This is a genomic window from Undibacterium sp. Ji22W, assembly GCF_049340305.1.
Classification (GTDB): domain Bacteria; phylum Pseudomonadota; class Gammaproteobacteria; order Burkholderiales; family Burkholderiaceae_D; genus Undibacterium.
The window spans coordinates 1,076,464-1,101,598 of record NZ_JBMPOU010000003.1 but is presented as its reverse complement, the minus strand read 5'-3'; the positions used below and the strand labels follow the sequence as shown (position 1 = coordinate 1,101,598).

The 25,135-nt window shown below is 47.2% G+C and carries 21 protein-coding genes; 18 read left to right on the top strand and 3 right to left on the bottom strand.

Translation table 11 applies throughout. From position 1 onward, the window contains the following. The first annotated feature begins 473 nt into the window (after positions 1 to 473). The 6 genes from asnS (at position 474) to ACO0KW_RS17290 (ending at position 5,072) form a co-directional block, all read left to right on the top strand. On the top strand, positions 474 to 1,874 hold the full coding sequence (asnS, locus tag ACO0KW_RS17315; protein WP_423054607.1) for an asparagine--tRNA ligase: 1,401 nt from the start codon (positions 474 to 476) through the stop codon (positions 1,872 to 1,874). Between the two features lie 261 nt (positions 1,875 to 2,135). Next, entirely contained in the window at positions 2,136 to 2,609 is a 474-nt protein-coding gene (locus ACO0KW_RS17310; protein WP_423054605.1) for a DUF4265 domain-containing protein, read from the top strand. 160 nt (positions 2,610 to 2,769) lie between these two features. Next, on the top strand, positions 2,770 to 3,567 hold the full coding sequence (locus ACO0KW_RS17305) for a DUF3592 domain-containing protein (protein WP_423054604.1): 798 nt from the start codon (positions 2,770 to 2,772) through the stop codon (positions 3,565 to 3,567). Positions 3,568 to 4,038: 471 nt separating this feature from the next. Beyond that, on the top strand, positions 4,039 to 4,431 hold the full coding sequence (locus tag ACO0KW_RS17300) for a hypothetical protein (protein WP_423054603.1): 393 nt from the start codon (positions 4,039 to 4,041) through the stop codon (positions 4,429 to 4,431). A gap of 145 nt (positions 4,432 to 4,576) precedes the next feature. After that, positions 4,577 to 4,765 carry a peptide deformylase gene (locus ACO0KW_RS17295; RefSeq protein WP_423054684.1) on the top strand — a complete coding sequence of 63 codons (189 nt, stop codon included), beginning with the start codon at positions 4,577 to 4,579 and terminating at the stop codon, positions 4,763 to 4,765. Continuing rightward, the gene (locus ACO0KW_RS17290; RefSeq protein WP_423054601.1) at positions 4,713 to 5,072 is read left to right on the top strand and encodes a peptide deformylase; all 360 of its coding nucleotides are present in this window, start codon (positions 4,713 to 4,715) and stop codon (positions 5,070 to 5,072) included. Before ACO0KW_RS17295 ends, ACO0KW_RS17290 begins: the two co-directional genes overlap by 53 nt. Positions 5,073 to 5,347: 275 nt before the next feature. Here the strand turns inward: ACO0KW_RS17290 and ACO0KW_RS17285 are convergent, their stop codons facing one another. Beyond that, a complete protein-coding gene (locus tag ACO0KW_RS17285; RefSeq protein WP_423054600.1) occupies positions 5,348 to 5,962 on the bottom strand; it encodes a glutathione S-transferase family protein in 615 nt (204 codons plus the stop codon). A gap of 400 nt (positions 5,963 to 6,362) precedes the next feature. On the opposite strand from ACO0KW_RS17285, the gene ACO0KW_RS17280 reads away from it, so the two are divergent. From ACO0KW_RS17280 to ACO0KW_RS17260, 5 genes are all read left to right on the top strand, one after another. After that, positions 6,363 to 8,537, top strand: a complete 2,175-nt coding sequence (locus ACO0KW_RS17280; RefSeq protein ID WP_423054599.1) for a prolyl oligopeptidase family serine peptidase — start codon at positions 6,363 to 6,365, stop codon at positions 8,535 to 8,537. 24 nt (positions 8,538 to 8,561) lie between these two features. Further along, positions 8,562 to 8,909 (top strand): YciI family protein, encoded by a 348-nt coding sequence (locus ACO0KW_RS17275; protein ID WP_423054598.1) that lies wholly within the window; start codon positions 8,562 to 8,564, stop codon positions 8,907 to 8,909. Between the two features lie 235 nt (positions 8,910 to 9,144). Then, positions 9,145 to 9,945: a glutathione S-transferase family protein gene (locus ACO0KW_RS17270; RefSeq protein ID WP_423054597.1), complete on the top strand. Its 801-nt coding sequence runs from the start codon at positions 9,145 to 9,147 to the stop codon at positions 9,943 to 9,945. Between the two features lie 132 nt (positions 9,946 to 10,077). Then, complete coding sequence (locus tag ACO0KW_RS17265; protein ID WP_423054596.1) at positions 10,078 to 10,671, top strand: HD domain-containing protein; 594 nt, start codon at positions 10,078 to 10,080, stop codon at positions 10,669 to 10,671. 222 nt (positions 10,672 to 10,893) lie between these two features. After that, on the top strand, positions 10,894 to 11,700 hold the full coding sequence (locus tag ACO0KW_RS17260; RefSeq protein WP_423054595.1) for a substrate-binding periplasmic protein: 807 nt from the start codon (positions 10,894 to 10,896) through the stop codon (positions 11,698 to 11,700). A gap of 96 nt (positions 11,701 to 11,796) precedes the next feature. On the opposite strand, the gene ACO0KW_RS17255 is transcribed toward ACO0KW_RS17260, so the two are convergent. Beyond that, entirely contained in the window at positions 11,797 to 15,153 is a 3,357-nt protein-coding gene (locus ACO0KW_RS17255) for a winged helix-turn-helix domain-containing protein (RefSeq protein WP_423054594.1), read from the bottom strand. Between the two features lie 209 nt (positions 15,154 to 15,362). On the opposite strand from ACO0KW_RS17255, the gene ACO0KW_RS17250 reads away from it, so the two are divergent. Both ACO0KW_RS17250 and ACO0KW_RS17245 read left to right on the top strand, forming a co-directional pair. Next, a complete protein-coding gene (locus ACO0KW_RS17250) occupies positions 15,363 to 18,272 on the top strand; it encodes a DUF4214 domain-containing protein (RefSeq protein WP_423054593.1) in 2,910 nt (969 codons plus the stop codon). A gap of 103 nt (positions 18,273 to 18,375) precedes the next feature. After that, entirely contained in the window at positions 18,376 to 18,933 is a 558-nt protein-coding gene (locus ACO0KW_RS17245) for a substrate-binding periplasmic protein (RefSeq protein ID WP_423054592.1), read from the top strand. A 147-nt stretch (positions 18,934 to 19,080) separates the two neighbouring features. Here ACO0KW_RS17245 and ACO0KW_RS17240 read toward each other — a convergent pair whose 3' ends face one another. Beyond that, complete coding sequence (locus tag ACO0KW_RS17240; RefSeq protein ID WP_423054591.1) at positions 19,081 to 20,889, bottom strand: amidase; 1,809 nt, start codon at positions 20,887 to 20,889, stop codon at positions 19,081 to 19,083. A 1,075-nt stretch (positions 20,890 to 21,964) separates the two neighbouring features. Between ACO0KW_RS17240 and ACO0KW_RS17235 the strand changes: the two genes are divergently transcribed. From ACO0KW_RS17235 to ACO0KW_RS17215, 5 genes are all read left to right on the top strand, one after another. Next, a complete protein-coding gene (locus tag ACO0KW_RS17235; RefSeq protein ID WP_423054590.1) occupies positions 21,965 to 22,162 on the top strand; it encodes a hypothetical protein in 198 nt (65 codons plus the stop codon). A gap of 142 nt (positions 22,163 to 22,304) precedes the next feature. After that, positions 22,305 to 22,700: a VOC family protein gene (locus ACO0KW_RS17230; protein ID WP_423054589.1), complete on the top strand. Its 396-nt coding sequence runs from the start codon at positions 22,305 to 22,307 to the stop codon at positions 22,698 to 22,700. After that, positions 22,682 to 22,870 carry a hypothetical protein gene (locus ACO0KW_RS17225; RefSeq protein WP_423054588.1) on the top strand — a complete coding sequence of 63 codons (189 nt, stop codon included), beginning with the start codon at positions 22,682 to 22,684 and terminating at the stop codon, positions 22,868 to 22,870. Before ACO0KW_RS17230 ends, ACO0KW_RS17225 begins: the two co-directional genes overlap by 19 nt. 130 nt (positions 22,871 to 23,000) lie before the next feature. Then, a complete protein-coding gene (locus ACO0KW_RS17220) occupies positions 23,001 to 23,558 on the top strand; it encodes a hypothetical protein (protein WP_423054587.1) in 558 nt (185 codons plus the stop codon). 106 nt (positions 23,559 to 23,664) lie between these two features. After that, positions 23,665 to 25,119: a TonB family protein gene (locus ACO0KW_RS17215; protein WP_423054586.1), complete on the top strand. Its 1,455-nt coding sequence runs from the start codon at positions 23,665 to 23,667 to the stop codon at positions 25,117 to 25,119. The last annotated feature ends 16 nt before the right edge of the window (positions 25,120 to 25,135 follow it).

The window sequence follows — 25,135 nt, the reverse complement described above, 5'->3', positions numbered from 1 at the left end:
GGGTGAAACCCGCGCCGCCAGCAAGTGACGCACCTGAGCAGCGCGGGTTGCACCCGCCCTACGATACCCCAACCCTCTCCCGCCCGCGGGAGAGGGAGCTATGAAGAAAATACTGGTTAAGAAGCCATCAACCGGTTTAACGTCACTCCTGCGAAAGCAGGATTCCAGCGTCTTTCGTTGATCAACCAAAGCCACTGGATTCCCGCTAAAAGCATGCGGGAATGACAGACTTTGCAGTAAGCTTAGTTTTCGTTAGTACGCCAAACTCGAAACAAAAGAAATTTCAGAAACAAACAAGCAATAACAAAGCAACACCCAAGCCCCACTCAATACGAATTGAGGCAAATCACTAACCAACAAAATTGGTTTTAACGGCGCAAACGGCTATCATATGCGCCACTAGAGAATTTCAGGAATTGGCATTACGGAATGCCTTTTCAAAAATCCTCGTCGAAATATTGGAGAAATAAAACATGGCAACTTTCAGCGTTAAAGACGTCCTCAACGGCAAAGCCCCGAGCGATACCAGTGTCACAGTGCAAGGTTGGGTTCGCACCCGCCGCGATTCTAAAGCCGGCGTGTCCTTCCTGGCATTAACCGACGGCTCTTGCTTCGGCACTTTGCAAATCGTCGTACCAAACACTTTGGGCAACTACGAAAGCGAAATTTTGCACCTGACAGCAGGCGCATCTTTCTCAGCAACCGGCATGGTCGTGCCATCCCAAGGTGGTGGTCAAAGTTTTGAAATGCAGGCAGAGAGCGTGCAAGTATTTGGCTTGGTCGAAGATCCAGACACCTACCCCATTCAACCAAAACCGCACAGCATGGAATTCTTGCGTGAGAACGCCCATTTGCGCGCACGTACTAACATCATGGGCGCTGTGGCGCGTACACGTCACTCTATCGCGCAAGCCATCCATCGCTTCTTCCATGAACAAGATTTTTACTGGGTTAACACCCCTATCCTGACCGCATCCGATTGCGAAGGCGCAGGCGAAATGTTCCGCGTTTCTACGCTGGACATGATGAACTTCCCTAAGACACCAGAAGGCAAGCCAGATTTCAGTAAAGACTTCTTCGGCAAAGAAACCTTCCTCACGGTATCTGGTCAGTTGAACGTAGAAACTTATTGCATGGCTTTGTCCAAGGTCTACACTTTCGGCCCAACCTTCCGCGCAGAAAACTCCAACACTAGTCGCCACTTGGCTGAATTCTGGATGATCGAGCCTGAAGTCGCCTTCGCGGATCTCAAACAAAATGCCGACCTCGCCGAAGCAATGTTGAAATATGTTTTCACTGCCGTCTTGAACGAACGCGGCGATGACATGGCTTTCTTTGAAGAGCGCGTAGAAAAAGGCGTGATCGCGAAATTAGAAAACATGATCGCCAAACCATTCGTGCGTATGGACTACACCGAAGCGGTAAACATCTTGCAAAACTGCGGCCAGAAATTCGAATACCCAGTCGCATGGGGCACCGATTTGCAATCCGAACATGAACGCTACCTCGCCGAAAAACACGTAGGCGGCCCAGTGGTTCTGCAAAACTACCCGAAAGACATCAAGTCTTTCTACATGCGTATGAACGACGACGGCAAAACCGTGGCTGCGATGGACATCCTCGCGCCAGGCATAGGTGAAATCATCGGCGGCTCACAACGCGAAGAACGCTTAGACGTATTAGACTCCCGCATGGACGAAGTCGGCCTCGCGAAAGAACCGTACTACTGGTACCGCGACCTGCGCCGCTACGGCACTGTGCCACACGCAGGATTTGGCTTAGGTTTTGAACGCGCTGTGTCTTACATCACTGGCGTGGGTAATGTGCGGGATGTGATTCCGTTTCCGCGTACGCCGGGGAACGTTCGTTTCTAACTTGTGTGCTTAGCGTTTGAATGAAAAAGGGCGACTTTGAGTCGCCCTTTTTATTGGGTATTCTGATGATTAAACCGGGGGTTTGGAAATTCTGTGATGTGCACTTTTTGTCGATTTGGTTATACCAGGATTTTATACAGTATAACCAGTTCCATCTATGATTCATGCGGGTTTCGAGAGACTTGAAACAAATTGTCTTTTTTTATGAGCCAAGTTAATATGCATTTTTATCAAATTAACTTACGTTAGCAGTCTTAAATTATGAGTAACCCCAAAAGTGTAAAATTAAGAGTCGATTTACCTCATCATTGGGCTATCGGTGGTGAGTCGATGTGGGCAGATGATTTAGGTGACAATAAATACCAGATTAAGAATATCCCGTTTTATGCGTATGGCCTAAATTATGACGATATAGTTCTTGCGGAGGCAGAAAGCGAAGAATTTAAGCCTGAAATAAAAAAATTACTAGAGGCAAGTGGTCATCGAACTCTTAGAATTATGTTTACTGGCGATAAAACCAAGGAAGAAAATATTAAAACAATCGAATCAATCCGAACTGAGCATATAGGCTACGAAGGACTCAATGATAACCAATTTGCCGTAAATGTAACTCCTGAAGGAAATTACAATCAGCTATATGACGCTCTAGAAGAATTAGAAGAAAAAAAATTTCTTAGTTTTGAAACGTGTGAAGCGCGAGTTGAGGGTAGCTTTGATGATGTACCTCCCGAATAATCAACTGCTAACATGACGGCCGATCGGAAACGCGAATGAATCTTTCGTTCAATTTACGACTTGTGATCGCGTTCCGATCACTTCTACGTTATATCACTTCCCAAATATGTACGCAAAATTAGGTCCGCCTTCTAAGGTAATGAAATTCGTATGCTACTTAGTGTTCGCAGGAGCGTTTTTTGGATTCGCTAATGCGCTCTATGATTTTATTCTTAAAGCTTACGTTTATTCTGCTTCCTTTAGAACAAGCGGGCCAACTGCTTACCTAGGTATATTCGGCTTAATGACTGTATTAGCCGGTCCATTTGCATTGATCACATTCGCACTTTTTGGGTTGCGCAAAGTGCGATTGGCAATCATATGCGGCATAGTAGCTTTGCTCCTCATGTTGGCCGCACAAATTGGTAGAGTGCCTTGTAGAGGCCAGGATCAAATTCCTCAGGGACAATGCGACGTATCTGGTATGACTATACGTGACAACTACATAGATTGGGGATCAAGAATGTACTTCAAAAAGGATATAGGCCCTTTTCAAATAGCTGGTATTTTGGTATTTCTCTCCGGATTTGGGCTTTTGATCCGGGCGTTTGGCAATTGGAAGAATGCAAAAAACAGCATCGCATGGCCCACAACCCAAGGGATAGTCACTGCATCGAAAGTAAATCGTTATATTTCTAAACCATATCTCTGGGATTGGAATATTGAGTATCGATACAGTGTAGGCAGCCATCAGTATAGGAGCTCGCGGGCATACTTTGGGAGTAGTCCTTCTATTACGATGGCTCGTAGAGTCGTCGCGACGTACCCAATACAATCACAGGTTACGGTGTACTACCACCCTGTTAAGCATGGTAAAAGTGTGCTTTTGCCAGGAGTGAATAAATATACCTATATTTCATTTATTGCCGCACCACTGGCATGGCTTTTCGCATTAGCCTGCTGGAGTATTCCTAAATAAAAATTGTTACTGCTTTAATAGCCATGTGAAAACCAAGTTCACGCCACACTATTTTTGGCGCGCATGTTTCGTTTCACAACTTGATGAATTCAGTGATGAAACCGACGCATAAGCCCCCGCAAGACACAATCTTTTCGTAAGGCGTCAATAGCCGAAGGCGTATTGCGCCGTATGGTGGTTGATTATGGCGAACAGTTGTTTCCTTTGGGTTTTTTGATCTGCAAATAAATTGCTTCGTTGTTGATCGGTCGACTGTCGGACGGTGCAATACGCCATTGGCTAATGCACCCTACTTTCGCTACTTTCGCTTTTCGTAAGACGTCAATAACCACTCCCGACTAAATCCTTGTTTGCCATTGAAGGGACTCGTGTCGACGTTACGCGATATAGCTTCCGCTCAACACATACGACGGGAAAGTTGCGCTATATTGCTAATTCGAGCGCGTCGCTCGCGTTTAAGGGAGATACTTAATGAAAAAACGTACACAAGTAGCGGCCCTATTGGCTGCATTTGGCGGGGGGATGTTCGCGAACTGGGCTCTAGCGCAAGTCCCTGCTTACGAAGACCCGCTCATAGTCGCCCCAGCGCACTATAAAGTTCGTTTCGAAAATGACCGAGTGCGTGTATTGGAGGGCTTCGATGCGCCGGGCGAGAAGACTGCCATGCACGGTCATCCTGACACCTTGATGGTGGTGCTTTCTAGTTTCAAGCGCAAACTGACGCTGAGTAACGGGCGCATGATTGAGACTGAATCCAAACTCGGTGATGTGAGATGGATGCCCACACAATCTCATGCAGGTGAAAATATCGGGGATACAGACACTCGCGCGCTTTTCATCGAGTTTAAACAACAACCGCGCTGACACGTACAAGCCCGCGAAGCCAAGTAGCCTGGGCAGGATGAAGCCGTACCCACCCTAACAATTAACTGGCTTCGGCATGCCACCGATAGTGGCTAAGTTTCTTTCGGTGCCATCCGTTCCACACATCTACTTTGGGAGATCCAACATGAGTGATCGAGTTCTTTCCCTTGAAGATCCGCAGCTTAGAATTATTTGTGCACCTATCCAAGATGTAACAAATCACGAATTCATTCTAGAAAACGAACGACTTAAAGTCGCCCTAAACGTGTTTCGGGCAGAGCGTGGTTTTGGTCGAGGTATTGCCGCACCACAGATCGGCATCCTTAAGCGTTAAGCGCTTCATTGCCATCAACTTCGGCGAGGGCACGTACTCCATGATTAATCCGGCAATTACTTGGCGCAGCAAGGAAACATTTACACTCTGGTACGATTGCTTGTGTTTCCCAGACCTCATGGTGAAGGTGCGTCGCAACCTCCCCATCTCCATCAGCTTTATTAATGAACAGGGGCAATCGATGGTGTTGAAAAAAGTGAATCAAGCTGAGTCTGAGCTGTTCCAACATGAACTCGATCATCTTGATGGTGTCCTCGCCACAGTTCTTGCATCGGACTCACAAAGCATTATCAATCGTTCTGCCTAGGAGGCAGACCCGTCCTATTTCCATAGCCTAGCAACTACGTCATACAACCCACTATCTAAACGAGCCTAATCCGCATATATCAACTCCCCCCTCAGGCTATAAGGCACAATGCATTGCGCCCTAGGCATTTCCAATTTAATGAATGCCTCTAAAGCATCCAAGCAAGAGCTTTCCCAATAAATCGATTTCATTCTCGAACTCGACAAACTCAATGCGGTATGGGAAAACGAGGTTTGTTCGTCAGTTTTATTAAATTACTTAAAAAAATGCGCGTCTCAAGACGACTTCACCATGACTTTATCGGGATGTAACCAATTCGGATGCGCGCGCATACGATCAAGCCAAGCTTGAATGTGCGGGTAATGATGCTCATGTATTCCGACATGATCGAGCCAGAATAAATATGCTGAACAGCTAATGTCGGCGATGGTCAATTGATTACCCACCAAATAGTCACGACCACCTAAAAATTTTTCTAGACACAATAAGTCACTGCCCATGCGCTCACTTAGATAGTTGAGAACGATAGGTGGCTGTTTATCAAAATGTAGAGAGGAACGGAGATTAGGCAAGCTAAAACCGATGCGATTACTTTCCCAAGACAACCATTCAAGAATCTGCTGCGATTCTTGCGGTGTTTTTCCGCAAAAGCGACGCGTCTTCTGTGACAGATAAATCAGTATCGCATTGGATTGGCAGTATGCTTGGCCTTGATACACCAAGACAGGTACTTCGCCAAACTGACTCGCTTGAATAAACTCGGCAGGTCGCTGATTTTTAGATAAAGACAAATCAATCCAACAATATTCGTGCGGTAGCCCGCCGAGTAATAAAAAGTTACGTACCTTGTAGGAGTGACCCGAGTCAGTATTGCCGTAAAGCTTAATCATAGAAATCCTTATATCAAATCGTCACTCTCCTATTGTAATCATTTGTGCCGTTTGGGTTTGGCAAAAAATGAGGTCACTCTGAAAAAATGACCAAGACTAGGAGAATCCGAAATTTGGGTCGCGTCTTGACATGAAACACTTTAGAAACCGTTCTCACCTCTAGGATCAACAATTTCATAACTCACTATTAGCCGCAAGCCTAGTGAACTTGAGCGATTAAAACTTTTCTTGCCCCCTCAAACCGGATTAAAAAATTGATGCTTTGATGCACTTATATTTTTCAGCTTTTCGAAGCACAGGTGGTCAAAGCTAATAAAGCTAGCAGAAAATGATTTGACCAAGGTAAATAGATTCAAATAAGATCAATGTAATTCCATTTTTTTAATAGGATTACCCTCTCATGTCCCACGCCATCTCACGTCGCGACTTTGTTCAATGGGCTGCGGCCAGCAGTTTAATCCCTGCCATTGCAACTGCCAATCAAACCGAAAAATTAGCACCAGTGAACAGAGCATTGCCGCCCAAAACTAGGATCGAGCCCGTGGTGGATAAATATTGGGGCGTGGAAGTCAGCGATGATTACCGCTGGATGGAGACACAGCCAAAAACCGCCGAATGGGACAGCTGGCTGCGTGCGCAAGGCGACTACGCGCGCACTAGCTTGGATGCTTTGCCCGAGCGCGCCACGATGTTCAAACTTTTAGAACTATTCTCCTCAGATGCCGACACCTTACGCAATGTCATTCCCGCTGGCGGACGCCTTTTCATCGAAAAACGTTTGAAGGGCGAACAATCCTTCAAATTGTTTGTGCGCGATTCGCTCCAAGCCAAGGAACGCGTTTTAATTGATCCCAATAGCCATCGTCGAGCTGAAGATGCACCAGCGACTTTGGACTATCTCATGCCCTCACCCACGGGAAAACATATCGCCTATGGCATTTCAATCGGCGGCTCCGAAATCACCACCACTTACATCAAAGAGCTGAGCACCGGCGACACCGTCGAGATCACTAAAATTTTGTCGCGTGGTTCAGGTTGGAATAGCGATGGAACAGTTTTATTCTACTACCGCGTACGAGCAGATGCGGTACCTGGCTCGCCTGATTTTGGGCGCGGTGGTAGCTGTTGGATGCACCGTTTAGGAACCGCGCCCAGTGCTGACATCGAGGTTTTTCGCACTAGCGAGGGACCTGATTTCGATGGCATGGAAGACGATATGCCTGTGGTTCGTGGTGCCTTGGGAAGCGAGTGGGTGCTGGGGATGCATTTGTTGAATGGGAATGATATCAACCAAGTCTATGTCACCAAAGCACAAGACCTGTTCGCTGGCAAACCACAGTGGCGAAAAATTGCCGGCAGATCTGCTGGCGTCAAAGCCATAGAACTCATTGGCGACATGGTTTATGCCTTAGCCAAAGGTAGAGAAAGTCATGGCGAAATTGTTAAAATCCATGCGGGCAAGGAAGACTTCGCCAGTGGGAAAATCGTCTTACCAGCTAAGCAAGGCGTACTCAATGCACTAGTCGCTGCCCGTGATGGGATCTATGTCGCAGACCTCGCTCGCGGTTTGTATGGCTTACAGCGAATTTCACTAACGGACAAGGTCGCGCGCTTACATCTACCGCAGGCTGGTTCGGTATGGGGTATGTTCGGGGCACTCGATGAGGATGGCCCATGGTACAACATGGACGACCTCACAATTCCGGGTACGACCTATAAAGTCAACGCACAAAATCTTCATAGCCAGAAACATCATTTTGAACGTCCGCTAGGATTCGATGTTTCGTGTTTCAAGACGACACGCATCGACGCGCCAACACGTGACGGCGTCAAAGTGCCGCTGGAAATTTTGCATCGAAAAGACATCGCTCTCAAGCGCGGCAATCCTTTATTAATGATTGCTTATGGCGCTTACGGCACTATCCTTGACCAAGGCTTTAGTTCATCGAATATGGCTTTCCTTGATGCCGGTGGTGTGATTGTATTTGCCCATGTGCGCGGCGGTGGCGAGTTAGGCGAAGCTTGGCATCTGGCGGGTAAAAAAGCCACCAAGCCAAATACCTGGCGCGATGCCATCGACTCTGCCGAACACCTGATTAAACTGGGATGGACCGATAAAAAACATTTGGCACTATGGGGTACTTCGGCGGGCGGCATCATGGTCGGCCGCGCCATTACCGAGCGTCCTGATCTGTTTTCCGCCGCGATTGGCGAAGTTGGGGCATTCAATATTTTGCGCTTTGAACTCACGGCCAACGGTCCCGGTAACGACGCCGAATTTGGCACAGTCAAAAAGGAAGACGAATTTCATTCCTTACTCAAAATGGATGCCTATCATGCCGTCAAAAATGGGGTGCACTATCCAGCCTGCTTGCTCATCACAGGCGCGAATGATTTGCGGGTAGAACCATGGCAGGTCGGGAAATTTGCAGCACGTATGCAAGCAGCATCGACAAATTTACCCGGCGCTTTGTTGCGCGTGAATTATGAAACAGGACACTTCGCGACGTCACGCAAAAATGGTTTGGAAAAAATGGCCGATATTTTTTCTTTCGTTTTACATCATACGAAATGAATGAAAAATGGGTCGTGTCTTCACATGACCCATATCATTTTTGACTTCACCGACCTACCCTCCTTCTTTTTTTATATGCTCTTTATCGTGTTATTTTCGGACAAGCCTGACTGCGGAGAAATCCGTGCCTCCAAACTTCAAGCGCATATTGATTGGCTTGAGAAGAATAAAAAATTCATTCCCGTTGGTGGCTCGCTACGACAAGAACTCGGTGAAACGCCTAAAGGGGGATTGTGGATCGTCAATGCTGACTCAAAGGATCAGATCGACACTTTGATTAAAACTGATCCTTTCTTCATTGCAGGTTTGCGCCAGAGCTATGAAATACTTCATTGGTCGAAGGCAAACGCCGAGCGTATGGTACTCATCTAATGATGAGGATCTCAATCAACGATGAGATTGATTGTACCCATACTCGTCGCCTCACCAGTTCGTAATCATTGGCTATCGTCCTTCAGACAAAATGCCTTGGTTTTTGAACCGAATGCCGCAATATGGGCAAAAATTGCCAAGCCATTGCAGTCAAGTTAAGATCGCTCTTGATTGAACCTCATTGCACAGCAATATCCACTCAATTCACAAGACACTAAACGGATAATCACCCGCTATGACCACGCCATCCAAGATCACCGTGTATCACATCCCCGTTTGCCCTTTCTGTCAGCGTTTAGAAATTTTACTGGAACTCAAAGGACGTCGGCATGAAGTGGAATTTGTCGTCGTCGATATAACCAAACCACGTGATCCAAGTTTATTACAGAAAACGCGTGGCACTACCGCGCTGCCTGTGTTGGAGACTGCGGATGGTAAGATCATTAAAGAGAGCATGGTGATCATGCAGTATCTCGAAGATTTGTTTGCTGTGCCTGCTATCGCGCAGGGTGATCCCTATCGCCGTGCGATCGAAAATATGTTGTCGAAACTGGAGGGTGATTTTTGTACACAGGGTTATGTGTATGTGATGAACCAAGATCCAGCGCGACGCCAGACACTCAACGACAATATGTTGAAGCAGTATGCCAAGCTCAATGATTTTCTGTTGGAACATTCACTAAACGGCACTTTTCTCTTTGAAGAGTTTGGCTGGGCGGAAACGGTGTTCACGCCCTTCTTTATGCGTTTCTGGTTCTTAGAATATTACGAAGACTTTGAACTCCCAGATGCGCAAAGTTTTGCGCGAGTGCGTCTATGGCGCGATGCTTGTCTCGCGCACCCTGCCGCACAGCAGACGTCCAAAGAAGAAATCGTCAAGCTCTACTACGACTACGCTAAAGGTGCTGGGAATGGCGCATTACTTCCGGGACGCGCTAGATCTTCCTTCGTTTTCGAACCCGATTGGCGCACGCGTCCCTGGCCACCGAAAAACAAATATGAGTACAGTGCAACCGATCTTGAATTAGGCTTGTAAGCGTCTAGATTCATATAAATCTATGGATCATTAAGATTGATCATCACAATTAAGCGCTAAGAATAAACATAATCCCTTGAACGCCTAGACAGAGTCGTGTCTGGCTACCCAAAACATTTTTCAAAGACATTCATGCAAAACCTTTCCCAACAAATCGATTTCATCCTCGAACTCGATAAACTCAAAGCCGTGTATCGCAAGGCGATGATCAAAAATGATAACAATCGGTTTGAAAACAGTGCTGAGCATAGCTGGCATATCTCGCTCACCGCGCATGTGTTAGCGCCGTATGTAGATGCCGCGGTCGATATTTCTCGCGTCACCTTTATGTTGTTGATTCACGACATTGTCGAGATTGACGCGGGCGATACGTTCGCTTTTGAGCACCACGCCATTTTAGACCAACAGGCTGACAAGGAGCGCGCCGCAGCCAATCGTATCTTTGGACTGTTACCGGAACCTCAGGGTAAAAAATTCAGTCTGCTTTGGCATGAGTTTGAACAAGCAGAAACGCCAGATGCGCAATTCGCCAAAGCAATTGATCGGATACTACCGCTTATCCAGAATATGCAAAACGAAGGCGGTAGCTGGGCAAAAAACAGGGTACTGAAGGAACAGGTAATCAATCGCAACCGATATCTGGAAACCTCCGCGCCGAAATTGTGGTCGTATGCGCTCGAACAGATTGAAATCGCTACTGAAAAAGGCTGGTTGAGAGTCGAATAAAAGCTTGCGAATAATGCTTATTTTTAAGAGCTTATTAGACTTTAATGGAATTGCGTTGCGTTGCCGTTTAAGCTTCCAATTTTCTCAATGTTCATCCTTGCAAATAGCGATGCTTTCATTTCTTCAATTGATATTGTCCCGGTATGAACGGAACAATATTTGACCTACGTTGACGCTTGAATTATTCTGAGGACTTAGATAGTTAGGGATTCAGCCTAACCCTTGATTCACCCTACCTTCACTCGCACAATCAAACCTGACTTTGACGCTGTTAACATGAGACGAACAAAGCATTTCAACATCAACACTATCTGTATTTGCTTTGTCTCTTCGCTGAGTTTTTTTGGTTTATGCCATGCTCAGTCTAAGCAGCCTACGATCACGATCACAACAGAATATCTGCACCCCCTCAATATCTCTGAAAAAGAAGGTGAAGCAATTTACGGTCAATCTGCCGATAAAGTGCATGAATTGCTCAAGAGAAGCCATCTCCCCTATCACATGAAAATGATGAGCTGGAACAGGGCATTTGAATTGGCTCGCCACAATAGCGACACCTGCGTATTTTCGACGGTCAGGACAAAAGAGCGCGAGACATCTTTTCATTGGATCGGACCAATCGCGACTGGTAACTGGGCAGTTTTTGGAAGCCCTGATAAGTTGGGGAAGATTACCAAGCTAGACGATATCAAACAATCGAGCATTGGAACCGAGGTTGGTAATGTGTCTGTTTCCTATCTATCGGAAAAAGGATTTCATATGGTAACGTCGATCGAATCGGCAACGACGTTCAAGAATGCTGCGTTGGGCCGGATCGACTATGCAACAGCGGGCGATATCCATGGCAAGAAAATCATTATGGAAAATCACCTTGAAGACAAAGTCGTTTGGCTCTTCAATTATCAAACTTCTGATTATTACCTCGCATGCAATCCCAAAATGAGCACTGGAACCATAGCACTGTTAAATTTAAAGCTACGTGAAATGAAGATAGATGGCACGTTTAAGAGTATCGACAATAAGTATTAAGCCATGAGTCCTGGCGCTCTTTAGGTCGATCACAATTTCACATAAATCAACGAGACGATGTTAGGCGCAACCACTCGTGGACTTGCCATCACTGCATTACAGGTTTGAGATAATTCGAAGATATTCTCTGTCGTGATAGTCGATTTTTTCCAGAAGCAATCGTGTACGATCAACCTCCTGCGCATTTCCAAGGCAAATTTGCAATCGCAACCACGGCACTAACAACACATAATCTGCGCTACCAACGATTTTATTGGTGAGCAAATCCGCGCCACGTTGACAAGTTTTTTTCGCTGCTATATGTGCTTTTTGCGACGACTCAAAATCTGCTTGGGTTAAAATTGCATCCACTAAAACAATCATATCTCCCATATCTATCGGACTAACTTGTAAGAGCGGTGCCAAGGCTAATTCGGTTTCAACTAATTTTTGGTTCGCCAGTGCGAGCATGGGTTTGATTACCGCGGAATTTTTTTTCTCCGCCGAAAGCGCCAAGGTCGCGCGCACAATACTGGTAGACAGTTGTGCCTCAAGTCGCGTCCAAATACGCTTTTCGGTTATGAGACCTTTGGATTTAATTTGCGACTGTTCTCGTATCGCAGCTTCGATCTCACGCAGTGCAGACAATTGTTGCATTGGCTTACTTTGATGCAAGGCTGCAGCGCGAGCGAGTATATCCTGTCGCAAGATGCGGGTATTAATAATGGCGCTAAGCCAATGATGATCACTCGGATCGTATCGTAAAATACGCACATATAATTGCTCTGCTTGGCCGAGCAAACGCAAGGCAGCTTGATCTCGCCCTAAGGCCAAACTTAACTCTGCTTGTTCGTGTATAGCTCTTGCCAAACGATAGGCCAGATTATCATTTTGAGGATGCCGTGCCAGTAAACGCTGCTCTAAATCCGCCTCCTGTTGATGTAAATCCATCGCAGCAACAAAAGCACCTTGTGCTTTCTTGACTGTACCAAGACGAAACCATGCATCCGCTAAGCCTTCATTGACCGTCACATCGTCTGCTTTCGCGGTCAGCACGCGATTTGTCAATGCGACCACTTGTAGATAATCAATTTCCGCAAGTCCTAGCTTTCCAAACTGAACTTCCAGATTGCCTAATTGACGATGAATCTCGGCAAGCAGGATAAGTACTGCGACATTACCAGGATCTTTTGCTTCCAATTGCGTCGCATACTTACGGGCTTGTTGCAGGAAGCGGTTAGCATCTAGAAAAGCATTTTCTTTAAGTGCTATTTTTGCTTGGTTAAATGCGACCTCCGCAGACATCTTCAACAAATCTCTGCTAGGCGAACCCTGCGACTGGAGTGTCAACTCTTTATTGAGAATAAGGGAAGCGGCTTGCCATGCTGCTTGGGCAGATTTTATGTCATTACGCTTGCTGCTTACTTCAGCCAATGCAATCAAAGTCTTGGGACGTTGCGCGATCTCGGCGGCACTCAAATTGTATTCATCCGACTTGACGAAAAAATTCAAAGCCTCCACTCGGGCGCTATCGGTAAACTCCAGCTGCCCTAATGTATCGGTTTTATCATGCGCATCCGATAGCATCACGCTCATCAAACGTTCGACGGCGATAGGTCGTTCAGTTGCCTGACGTCTGGCACTAAAAGCAGAAAAAGCCAGCCATACCACCAGCACGCCTAGCAGTGAAGTGCTCCAGATCACGATCCGGCGTATGCGTTGGCGCAACGCCGCCTTGTTTTGTGATGCGGTGATCAAGGCCCTATCTTGCCCGGACAAAGAAAGTCCGGCAATACTGAGCAAACTACTTGCTTCATCGAGCGGTTTTCCTTGTGCAAGTAACAAATCAGGATTATTCGCATCATTACTCCAACGAGTGGCTAGTTCGCTTACACGACCACGAATTTGCAACGCATGTCGATGATTCTCAATCCAGTCTACCATCCGTGGCCAGCGCCGCAACAATGCTTCATGGGCGACAGCAAAACCGGCTATTTCTGTCCCCATTTCGCTGACAAGTAAGCGCGACTCAACTAAAGCAGTTACTACCTCGCGCTCATCGTCACTGACTAACTCGCCCCACCCAGCGCGCCGACCTGTGACGATGCTGTCATGCGTTGAAATAGTCGTTACCAGTGAAAAAATCTGTGGCAGACATGCGCGTTGCGCATCGCTCAGGGATAGTGTGATTTGTTCGGCTCGATGTCCAATTGCCCCATCGATACCGCCTAATTGATGAAAGGCAGCGAAAGTTAATTGTTGGTCTGGACTACGCAGAGTGTATAGCTCTTGCAAAGTATATTGAAGTAGCGGAAGCGCATCAGGATTGCCGATAGTGCATTGACATAATATGTCGTCTAAGCCGACCTGCGACTGTTCGTCCACCCCAAACGTTAGGTTTGCTGCCAAGGCCGGCAGCCGGATAATCTGGGCGATTTCTGCTGGCGTCGGCGGTAATACATCGAAATGGCAACCGCGAGATTTTGCTTCCATCAGTACCGGTTGCGCGACTATCCGTGGGTAAAAATCATTGCGACAAGCCAACAGAATAATCAACACATTGCTGCGCGCCAGCGTATCTAACACCTGTAAAAACTGCGCGCGTTCACTCTCGCTGACAGTATTATCATCAAATACCGCCTCAAATCGGTCCAGAAACAATGCATGACGATAGATAACACTCGCCGGCAAATGCGCCATGCTAGCGCGCAGTATCGTACTGACTTGTGCCATATCATTCGACAACATTGCCCTCAAAGACAATACACTTTGGCCATCAAAGACGCGCTGGTCTGCCACTTCTAAATCCAGGAGCATTGCCGCCAAACTGGTCATGCACGAGTGAGCCCCTTTTTCTGCCATATCAAAACTGACCCACGATACCAGCTGTAGCTCAGCCCCTACTTGCCGCAAATGAGGGATCAATCCAGCACGCACCAAAGAGGACTTACCTGAGCCGCTGGCACCCAAGATCAAGAACAACGCCACTGAATTTGAGTGCTGACTAGTTTGACATTGCTGGGTAATTTGTTGAGTCAGACGAAAGACCGGATCACTGCGGCCAAAAAATACCGGTGCGTGTTGTTCATCAAAAGATTGCAAACCACGAAACGGGGATTCTTTAAGCCAACTATTTACTGGCTGCAAAAGCGCGGTTGGATATTCCACTACAGCGATTGTGCGGTAGCCACGCTTGCGTATGGTTTCAATATACACCGGGGCTTTACTTTGATCGCCCAGTAGTTTGCGTAATTGCGCAATCGTTTTATGGACGGGGTTATCACCATAAAGCGTACTGCCCCAACATTGCTCCAACAATTGTTCGGCGCTCAATATTGTGCCAGATGCTTTACACAGCACGACTAATACATCCATCGCACGCGGTTCCATCTGACGCTTTTCTAAACCATGGGTAATGCTGTTATCGAGAGGATTGACCTGCCAGACCCCGAACTGAAATAGGTGCGCTTCCATGTGTTGTTTTTATGATTCCAGAAGCAATTTGATCTGGGATTTTATGCTGTTCAAGAGGAGAAGTGAAGTGTTTTATGCCACCGGAAGATTATCAGAAGGTATGCAGAGACGTACTTGCACTAGTCTACTGAAACTCGCCATACGCACTTTCAGGTATGGTTTTCACCTGCTGACAGTTACTAAATTTTGAACAAATTTCAGGCCATACCATGAAAAAAATAAACGCATTACAGTCTGTACAGCGCACTTCGCCGCTGCGTCCAAATCGAGTTTTCAGCGTCGTACTAACGCTACTTGTTGCGCAACTCAGCGCCTGTGGCGGACAAAAATCAACGGAACAATCGTCCTATGGTGCTGCCCCAACTTACACTGCCGCACCAGTACAAAATGGCAGTGTTTTGACTGTTCCCGACCTGCGCAGGAATTACAGCCTTATCAAAACGCCTAATGGTCTTCTACTAAAGAATGAACTGAGTACCGGTACTGGTGCAGGTTCCACTACGTCAGTAGGGAGTGCCACGACCATTCAATTTTCCGACATGCATGTGAATTTATTGCTAGGCGACAAATTCAAAACCATTCCGGAAGCCTCGTTAAATTCTCTCATAGAGTTATATATTGCCTTTTTCAATCGCGTCCCTGATGCCGATGGCATGAGCTATTGGATCGATCAAATCAAAGCCGGCACCACCACACTGCAACTTGCCAATAGTTTTTACAGCGCTGCCTTACAGTATTCGGCGATCACTGGCTACTCAGCTCAAATGACCAATGCGGAATTCATCACCACGATATACAAAAACGTCTTAGGGCGCAGTGATGTCGATACAGGCGGTATGACTTATTGGAGCGGTGCTTTAGCCTCGGGCAGCGAAACCCGCGGCAGCTTGATTAATACCATCGTGAACGCTGCACATGGTTTTAAAGGTGATGCGACTTACGGTTGGGTAGCCGATTTACTCGACAATAAAGTCAGCGTCGGTCGCTTTTTCTCGATTGACCAAGGCTTGAACTATAACTCAGCGGAAGAATCGATCTCCAAAGGTATGGCAATCGCTGGCGCCATAACGCCGACTGACACCGAAGGGGCGCTGATGGTACTGGGGTTTAACGACAGACAGTTTAATCTACGATCAAGCATTCCAGGGATGAACTCGGTGACTAAACAAGCAGTCGCCGTACTACCGGATGCTCTGATCCTGCCTCCTAGCCTACCCGGTGTCAATATAGTAGCACCGCTCAATTTGGCGGCCGCTGCAGCCGACCGCAATTTCAAAATTTGGATTTATGACCCGCGTACCCCTTCAGTCAAATTGCCCTCAGACGGTATTTTCCTAAGCAAAGTCGGCGGTAACTTTAATTTTTATCCAGCATCAGCGGATGGCACACTCAGTTTACATCTAGGCGTTGGCGAATATGATTTTGATGTGCTCGAACCAAATGGCACCAGCAGCTTATTTACGAGAGCACGTTACCACGCTGTTGTCCCCTCTTCTGGCGTGAAAACGACGCCAAGCGCTGAATTACCTGTCGTGCCGAATAATCTAAGTGCAGCACCTGCCGGAACCACACTCAAACTGTGGGTGTATGACCCACGTAATCCTAAGCTAGCGATCAAAACCTCGATTTTTACTGTTTCAGATGCGGGTGGTTCCTGGACGCAGACCATCGGTGCAAGCGATGGAAGTATCAATGTGAAGCTGCCCGCTGGAAACTATACGATGGATGTGGCCGAAACTGATCCTAATGTATTTCTACGCCGTCGTTATACCTTTACTATTTCCGACTCTGGCGTGGCCTCCATAAATGGCATCGCGCCAAATGCCCAAGGCATATTGGCAGTCACGCTTGATTTACTTGATCAGCCGGGTAATGCGGTCGTGAAATGGGCGCCATCCAATAGCAACGGCGTTGCCGCCGTGACGGTTGATCTGATCTCTGTGGTGGCAGCTCCTGCACAGAAACGTCGCGATGATTTGATTGCGATGGCAAATCAATCGGCACTAAACTTCGTACCTAGCTCTGCCTGCCAATTAAAAGATCAGGTAACACCGATACGCACCATCAACGGTGTCGGCCTATCAGCAGGTTTCCCTAAAGTGAATTGGCGCTTAGCTTCGTATGGAAAGATTCGCGCTTTGATTGTACCCGTCGACTTTCCGGACGTTAACGGTGTCGACAATGCCCCCGCATTTTTCACACCGATCGCCAACAACGTACGCGATTTTTACTTCAACCAATCTTATGGTCGCCTCACTTTTGATTTTGAAATACTTCCCAACTGGGTGCGGGTACCGTTTTCAGTCAGTGATTTTGGCTATGGTTCAACCGTCGGTTCTGGCGATCCGGGGAGCTATTTAAAAGCCATAGTCAAACTGGCCGATCCCTTAATCGATTTAGGACAGTATGACGCGGTGTATTTCTTGGTACCTAAGCAGATGCCATTTGAAAAAATGGGATGGGGGCCCGCCATTACGCATCCCTCTTGGACTCGCACTGGCTATTTTACTAATGGAGCAACTGGTGGTGCGGATATGTACTTACCGCAAAATGGCACAGGCGCAGACTGGAAGTGGATGGTACATGAAACAGGACACGCGTTTGGCTTATACGACGAAGATCTCGATCACGCGTCAGCGAGCTTGGGCAGTTGGGGCGTAATGGCGGATAGTTGGACCAATAATGTCATCGAACACAATGCTTGGGATAGGTATCTGCAAGGTTGGCTAACGGAGATGCAAACTTCTTGCATACCGAGAAATCAGTTAAGCGCTTCCGGCACAACCGTTAAGCTCAATCCCTTAGTCCGTCAAAATTCAGAAATCAAAGTGGCCATGGTACCACTCAGCGATTCTAAAATTTTAGTCATGGAATCGCGTAAAAATGAAGGCTTCGATCACATCGAAGCCAGCAAAGAAGGCGTTTTGGTTTATACAGTAGACATGAAATTAGGGCATCTGAAAGGCGGCTACCAAACCCAGCGACGTATTGGCTCGACTGACCGTTTATTTGAAGATGCCAGTCTGAAAACTGGCGATACCATTACAGTAGATGGCATCACGATTACGGTACTTGCACGCACCAGTGATACAGATACGATAAAGATCAGCATCAAATAGTTCTCCAACCAGCACGCCAATTGGCTCTCTATTTAGGGATCCAATTGGCGTTCACATATGCATTTAAATTAAGCGCACGATCACTACAGAATATCTCCACCTTTTGGACCTCTCTAAAAAAGAAGCTGATGTCATTTATGGTCAGCCTGCCGAGAATGTGCATGAATTGGCTCGCCACAATAGCGACACCAGCGTGTTTTCGACGGTCAGGACAAAAGAGCGCGAGACATCTTTTCATTGGATAGGGCCAATCGCGACTGGTAACTGGGCGGTTTTTGGAAGCCCTGATAAGTTGGGGAAGATTACCAAGCTAGACGATATCAAACAATCGAGCATTGGAACCGAGGTAGGTAATGTGTCTGTTTCCTATCTATCGGAAAAAGGATTTCATATGGTAACGTCGATCGAATCGGCAACGACGTTCAAGAATGCTGCATTGGGCCGGATCGACTATGCAACAGCGGGCGATATCCATGGCAAGAAAATCATTATGGAAAATCACCTTGAAGACAAAGTCGTTTGGCTCTTCAATTATCAAACTTCTGATTATTACGTCGCATGCAATCCCAAAATGAGCGTCGGAACCATTGCACTGTTAAATTTAAAGCTACGTGAAATGAAGATGGATGGCACGTTTAAGAGTATCGACAATAAGTATTAAGCAGTGAAGTGATTGGCAAAAATCGAGTTCCATTCTGAGTTAACATTGTGACTCTGTTATCGACGGCCGCCACCTCACTTCTACCTCACATTTGAGTTTCGTCTGAGGTGGCAAAAAACAATCCCTTCTTACTCCATCCAATCTAATTTACTCTAAACCCATCGGTCGATGTTTGACGACACCGGCCGCTTGCTCTAAGGCCATTCCAACCGACGCGATCGTGCCTTCATCGAATAGGCGACCGATCAAGGTTACGCCATGTGGGACAGTGCGTGCAGGTGAGAATTGCGGTGATGGTTTATTTGGATTCGGTGCCCAGTCACTACGCGCTTCCGTAATCGTGACAGTACCAGTCCGCACCGTCAGCGATGGGTGCCCGGTATGATTAGAAATCGTCAGCATCTCATCGCGCAATGACGGAACCAACAAGCAATCTACCGTACTAAAAATACGCGCCATTTCTTGTGCGACTTGGCGGCGCAGACGTTCTGCCTGTATCAAATCGACAGCCGATAAAAATCGTGCTTCGCGGAAGATATTCGGCCAGGCATCCGGCACTTGCATTTTGAGCGTATTAATTTTCCCGTCTAAGACGATGTCTTCAAACGCCGCTGCAGCTTCTGCAAATAGAATTAGATTTAATGATTCGTAAGGCCAGTTCGGTAGGCTAATTGGTGTCGGGATCATGCCTTGTGCGCGCAGGCTCTCCAACGCGGCACGATCAACGTCCGTTGCCTCCTGCATCCATGCCGGGACGTAGCCAACTTTCAAACCCTTCACCGAGGCATTTGCATCAAAATACAATTTGCTGTGGACGCTACTATTGTCGCGCGCGTCATAGGCGCTAATTGCCTGCAACACCAGCATGGCATCTTCAACCGTGCGTGTCATCGGTCCTAGTTTGTCGAGCGACCAGGATAAAGTCATTGCACCAGTGCGTGGCACGCGACCAAACGTTGGACGCAGACCAGTAACACCACAACGCATGCTGGGGCCAACAATGCTTCCACCTGTTTCACTGCCAATCGAAAATCCGACTAAGGCGGCGGCCGTTGCCGAACCGGGCCCAGCGCTTGAGCCCGAAGCCCCCTCCTCTAGCAGCCAAGGATTCATAGTTTGTCCGCCAAACCAAACATCGTTTAAGGCCAACGCACCTAGGCTTAGTTTGGCAATCAGAATTGCACCCGCCGCATTGAGACGTGCGACCACTGCAGAATCTTGCGCAGGAATCCGACTACGAAACGGTTCTGCGCCATAGGTGGTCGGAATGCCTGCGGTATCGAGTAAGTCCTTCACGCCATACGGAATACCATGCAATGGCCCGCGATATTTTCCAGCGGCGATTTCTTTGTCGGCCTGACGTGCTTGCTGCAAGGCTTGTGCTTTAGTGAGCGTAATGACTGCACGCAAACGCGGATCGAGGCGTTCTATTCTATCCAGATAAATGCGGGTCAGACGCTCAGATGAAATCGCTTTCGATTCTATCCATCGGGCGAGTTGTGTGACGGGTGAAAATGCAATGTCAGCATCATTCGTAGGTAAGGCTTCTGCCTTTACTTTGCTGCGAACAAATCGATTCTGCATGACGTTTAATTTCATTCCTGGCAGAACCGGATTCCACACATTTGCGGGCGCTAGATCCTCGGCGAAAGACATCGTGCGCGGACCTGTTCTGCGCTCCGTCAATCCCGCCATCGTAACGCGCCAACTATTCGCCGCCATCTCCCGCTCTGCGGGCGTCATACTTACTCGCATCAATTTTTCTGCCTCGGCAAAAGTCGCCGGAGAAACTTCAGGACCAACAGCAGGTGCGGTACCAAACGTGGGCGGCGTCCCCACGGTTGACGCTGCAGTCGTTGATTGTTGGGCGACCTGTTCCGCCGATGCAGAAAGACTGGCTGTCGCACCCAATAAACCGATTGGTGTCTTGATTAGAAATTGACGACGAGATTGCATGAAATGCTTCCTTTCGATGGGATAAAGAAAATGCGAAAAATGCGAAAAATGCGGGAAATGCAAATACGCACCGAGGTTCAAGACGGACTTGTGGTGATCTCAAACCAGACTCTCTGCAAATAGAAAGTCAATGACAACGATACTAAGACAATAGCGGAATACGATGCCCGGGTATAGTTCAATAAGCCCCGAGTGAGCTGAACTATCGCCTAAATCGCACAGTGCTCGTCGCCAGCGACAATTGCCATTTACTAGCACTCTATCGGTAATGAATTTTCTTACAGACAGCAGCTCACGACCAAAAGTTCCAACGCAATTCTTGTGAGTTCATATAGCGCATTACGCACATTTAGCTTAGGCTTAGAGCACTTATGAATTTGAATGGAAAAAGCAATGCGTCAACCTCTACATACCTCATCACCATATTTATCAATTATTCGAACTTCGCAGACATCTTCCATCGGAAACATCGCCCGCATGGCATATTAGAATGATTCAGCCAGAATTAAATGGTGGCAAACTTACCAGAGAACAGATTGATCGTCTGGCCGAAACACCATCGGCGACAGCCTCAAGCATTAGCGGGCTAGATCAAAAAAACACTGGAATATTTCTGCAATCAATTTTGCGCGCAATTTACGGCGATTCACTTTCGGAAATACCCGCGCATCAGCGATTTATCGCCGCTAGAAAACATGCCGCAATTGACCCACCTTGCCTTTTATTGGAACCAAGGTGCGCGCCAGCTTTGGAATTTTCGGTACACACCGTCTTTGCGCGGCCTGCATTTTGACGATTTTACGAAACTTCAAGATCTGAATGATTTATCCTCGGCGACAAGCTTGGAGGAATTATGTTTTGGATATGCGATTTGGAGTAAGTGAGGCGTCCCATCGCTAGAGCTCTCGGGCAATCTTATTTCCTAGCGATCGCTGGCTTTTAATGCGAAAGCGGTTCTCGATCAACGCATACAGGCTCTGGACGCCTGACGCAACTCACTGAACTGTCATTTCCGTCGAATCTGTTTACCACCACACAACTGGCATGGCTCAAAGCCCATCTTCCTGAAACAGTAATGGTAGAGATGTTGAACCCTTATCGGCAACTGACGCCAGCCATTGTGAGCAAAGATAAAAAATTAGATGTGTTGGCCTCGGGCAAAGGCAAGCCTTTTCTGTCTTCGGAAACCGCTGCAGTCAGACTGTCACGTTATGTCGCTGAATTCCATGCCTTGGTCAACCGCTTCTCAAACAACATGCAGCTTGAACCTTAAAGGCGGTAACGATTCGCCACTTCCGTGTCAAAATACTTTATCCTCAATTGCCCTTTATATTTACCAGAGCAAACATGATTCAGTTTGGAGCAGCTTTAGCTTCTGTTGACATTCGCACGACTAAACAAGGAAAAAACCCATCATGATCGACCATCTGAGTACCTATGCGACTGACTATGTTGCGACCAAAGATTTTTACTTGGCAGCTTTTGCGCCGTTACATTACACCGTACAAATGGAATTTGTCGCGGAATGGAATGCCGAATTTCCTACCCAACGAATGTGTGCGTTTGGCATAGAAGGCAAACCGACATTTTGGATCATTGAAAGCAAAGAGAAAGCGACACCACGTCATGTCGCGTTTGTCGCGGCATCACGCGCTGCCGTTGAAGCTTTCTATCAAGCAGCGATGACACATGGCGGTCAAGACAATGGCAAACCTGGCTTGCGCCCGCATTATCATGCAAACTACTACGGCGCATTTGTGTTTGATCCTGATATGAACAATGTGGAAGCGGTGTGCCACGCACCAGAGTAGAAACCTCCACGCCTACGACTAGCAGAAAACAGATCGACGGACGACAGGCACACGATGGATATGCATGGATGAAGGCGCTAGGCAGCCCTATTCGCATCCAGACTTCGCATGGCCAGATGCATCGCTGGCCAGCAGCATTAACAACGCGCCGACGCAAGACGATTTTCTAGGAAAGTAAGGTTGAGGAATATTTTTCAAGTTCGCCAATGTATAGCACTTGTGATAATGACTTAAATACACCATACTTTGTCACTATTTTTGCTATTCTCTTCACCCACAAAACCCTACAACAGCCTCCGCATGAATTATCGCTCACGTTTTTTCTCGCGCCATTTAGGGCGCATTCTCGTATTCGCATCAATCTCCCTGCTCGCTGCGTGTACCAGTATATTGCCCGCCAGCTACCCACCAATCAATACCAGCATAGGTGATATCAAAGAATGGCGCATGCCTCTCAATCGCGAGCCAGGACAAGTGCAATTCAAGCTCTTAATCCCACGCAAGGGGACGACCGAAATCGCCTTAACTGCAGCGCAAAAATTAGGTGAAGGACCGATACTCGTCAGCTTTTCTGGTTACGAATGTTCGACTGGACCAGAAGCGTTTATCAAGTTTTATACCAGCGACACCGAGTCCCACTATAAATATTTCCGAACGCCCTTAGCGTGGGAAAATGAAGTTACTCTTTCGATAGAATGGGACAAAGATGCACGCACGTCAGTTTCCGTGAATAAGGAAACGATCACGGTGCAACCCGCTATGTCATTTGCAGAAGTTCAGGTGACCAATAAGAAAGAACCGGTCAAGATCAAAGAACTGCACTACGCGCCGCGTACAGCACATCCGCCATCGAATTAGATGAGTGCAATTTCTGCAAATTCGGCATACACACTAACATTATCGTCAAGACCAACACCAAAGCAGCCGCAATGGCGATAGCAATATCAATAGCAAGGAAAATACAATGACCGCAGCAAACACAAATACCGGCAGAATACCCATGAAGATGACACGCACACTTTTCCGCGCCTGCGTTTGTGCTGCAGCCCTCTCCTTGATGAGCTTGAGTGGCACCGCGAGAGCCGACTTTGAACTGGGTATGAAATATTACGAACAGTCAAATTTTGAAAAAGCGTTTTACGAATTCCAACAAGCCGCCAAATTTGGTGATCTGGCTGCGCAATACAATCTTGGGGTCATGTATTTTCGCGGAGAGTTTGTCAGCAAAGACAGTATTCATGCCTATGCTTGGCTCGCCTTAGCAGCGCAAGATGCTGAATACAAAGAACGCGACTTGCATCTGAAAATTTATAAAGGCTTATCGGATGAAGGGAAAAAATCAGCTGATCTCCTGTATCAAGAACTCTACACAAAATTCAACCCTGCCGCCATAGAGCAAAGTATGGTGCCTGTGTATGCGGGTGCAAGTTCCTTATCAAGTCGTTTGCACATGACCAAAAACGTGAACCCCAAGTATCCACAATCTATGCTGAGAGCGGGCACAGTGGGTTGGGTTGACATCTTTTTTACGGTGAACAAAGAAGGTACTACCCGCGACCATCAGGTGTACTACAGTACCAACGCGGCGTTCACGGATGTGGTGATTGATGCGGTACGTCAGTGGCAATATGAGCCGCTCACGATTGCGGGAAAAGCGGCGGATATCCATGGCGTCAAAACGCGCTTTCATTTCCTCATCACTGACACTGAGTTTAACGGAAAGAAAATCGCCAAGGTCTTAGCGGAACAAAAAGAAAAAGCCCTTTCCGGCAGTGCAGAAGCACAGTTTTTTTATGCCTACTATCTTGATGTTCTGCCCTCTTTTACCAAATATAAGCCTAAAGCAGAGTCCGATGAAAACGCGAATAAGTGGTATCAATTAGCCGCAAGCAATGGCAGTGGCGTATCGAGTTTTTTGCTCGGCCAAAACGTTTTAAATGGGAATATGTGCGTACCTGATCCTGACAAAAGTATGGCGTGGTTATTAAAAGCGGCCAACCAAAACATCGTTGATGCCCAATATCTACTGGGGCAAGAATTATTGAGTGGTGCCCACTTGAAAAAAAATGAAGACCAGGGAATGTATTGGTTAAACAAAGCCGCAATGTCCGTCTCAAAAGGGAATATTGCGCCGAAATTGAGATTAGCGTGGATACTGGCAACACACCCTGACAAAACCATGCGCAACGGTGCTTTGGCACTCACTTATTTGCAATCAATCGACCCGGAGCATAAAGATAAACAAACCTACTATCGCACGGCCGCTGCCGTCTACGCTGAAAATGCCGATTTTAACGCCGCCGAGCAATGGCAAGGAAAAGCACTCAAAGACGCACAATCTTTAGGGCTGCCACTCGATATCTTGAACGAACAATTGCGCGGCTATCAGAACAAGCAAGCACTACGTGAGACTTTATAAGGCGATGCAATCGCAT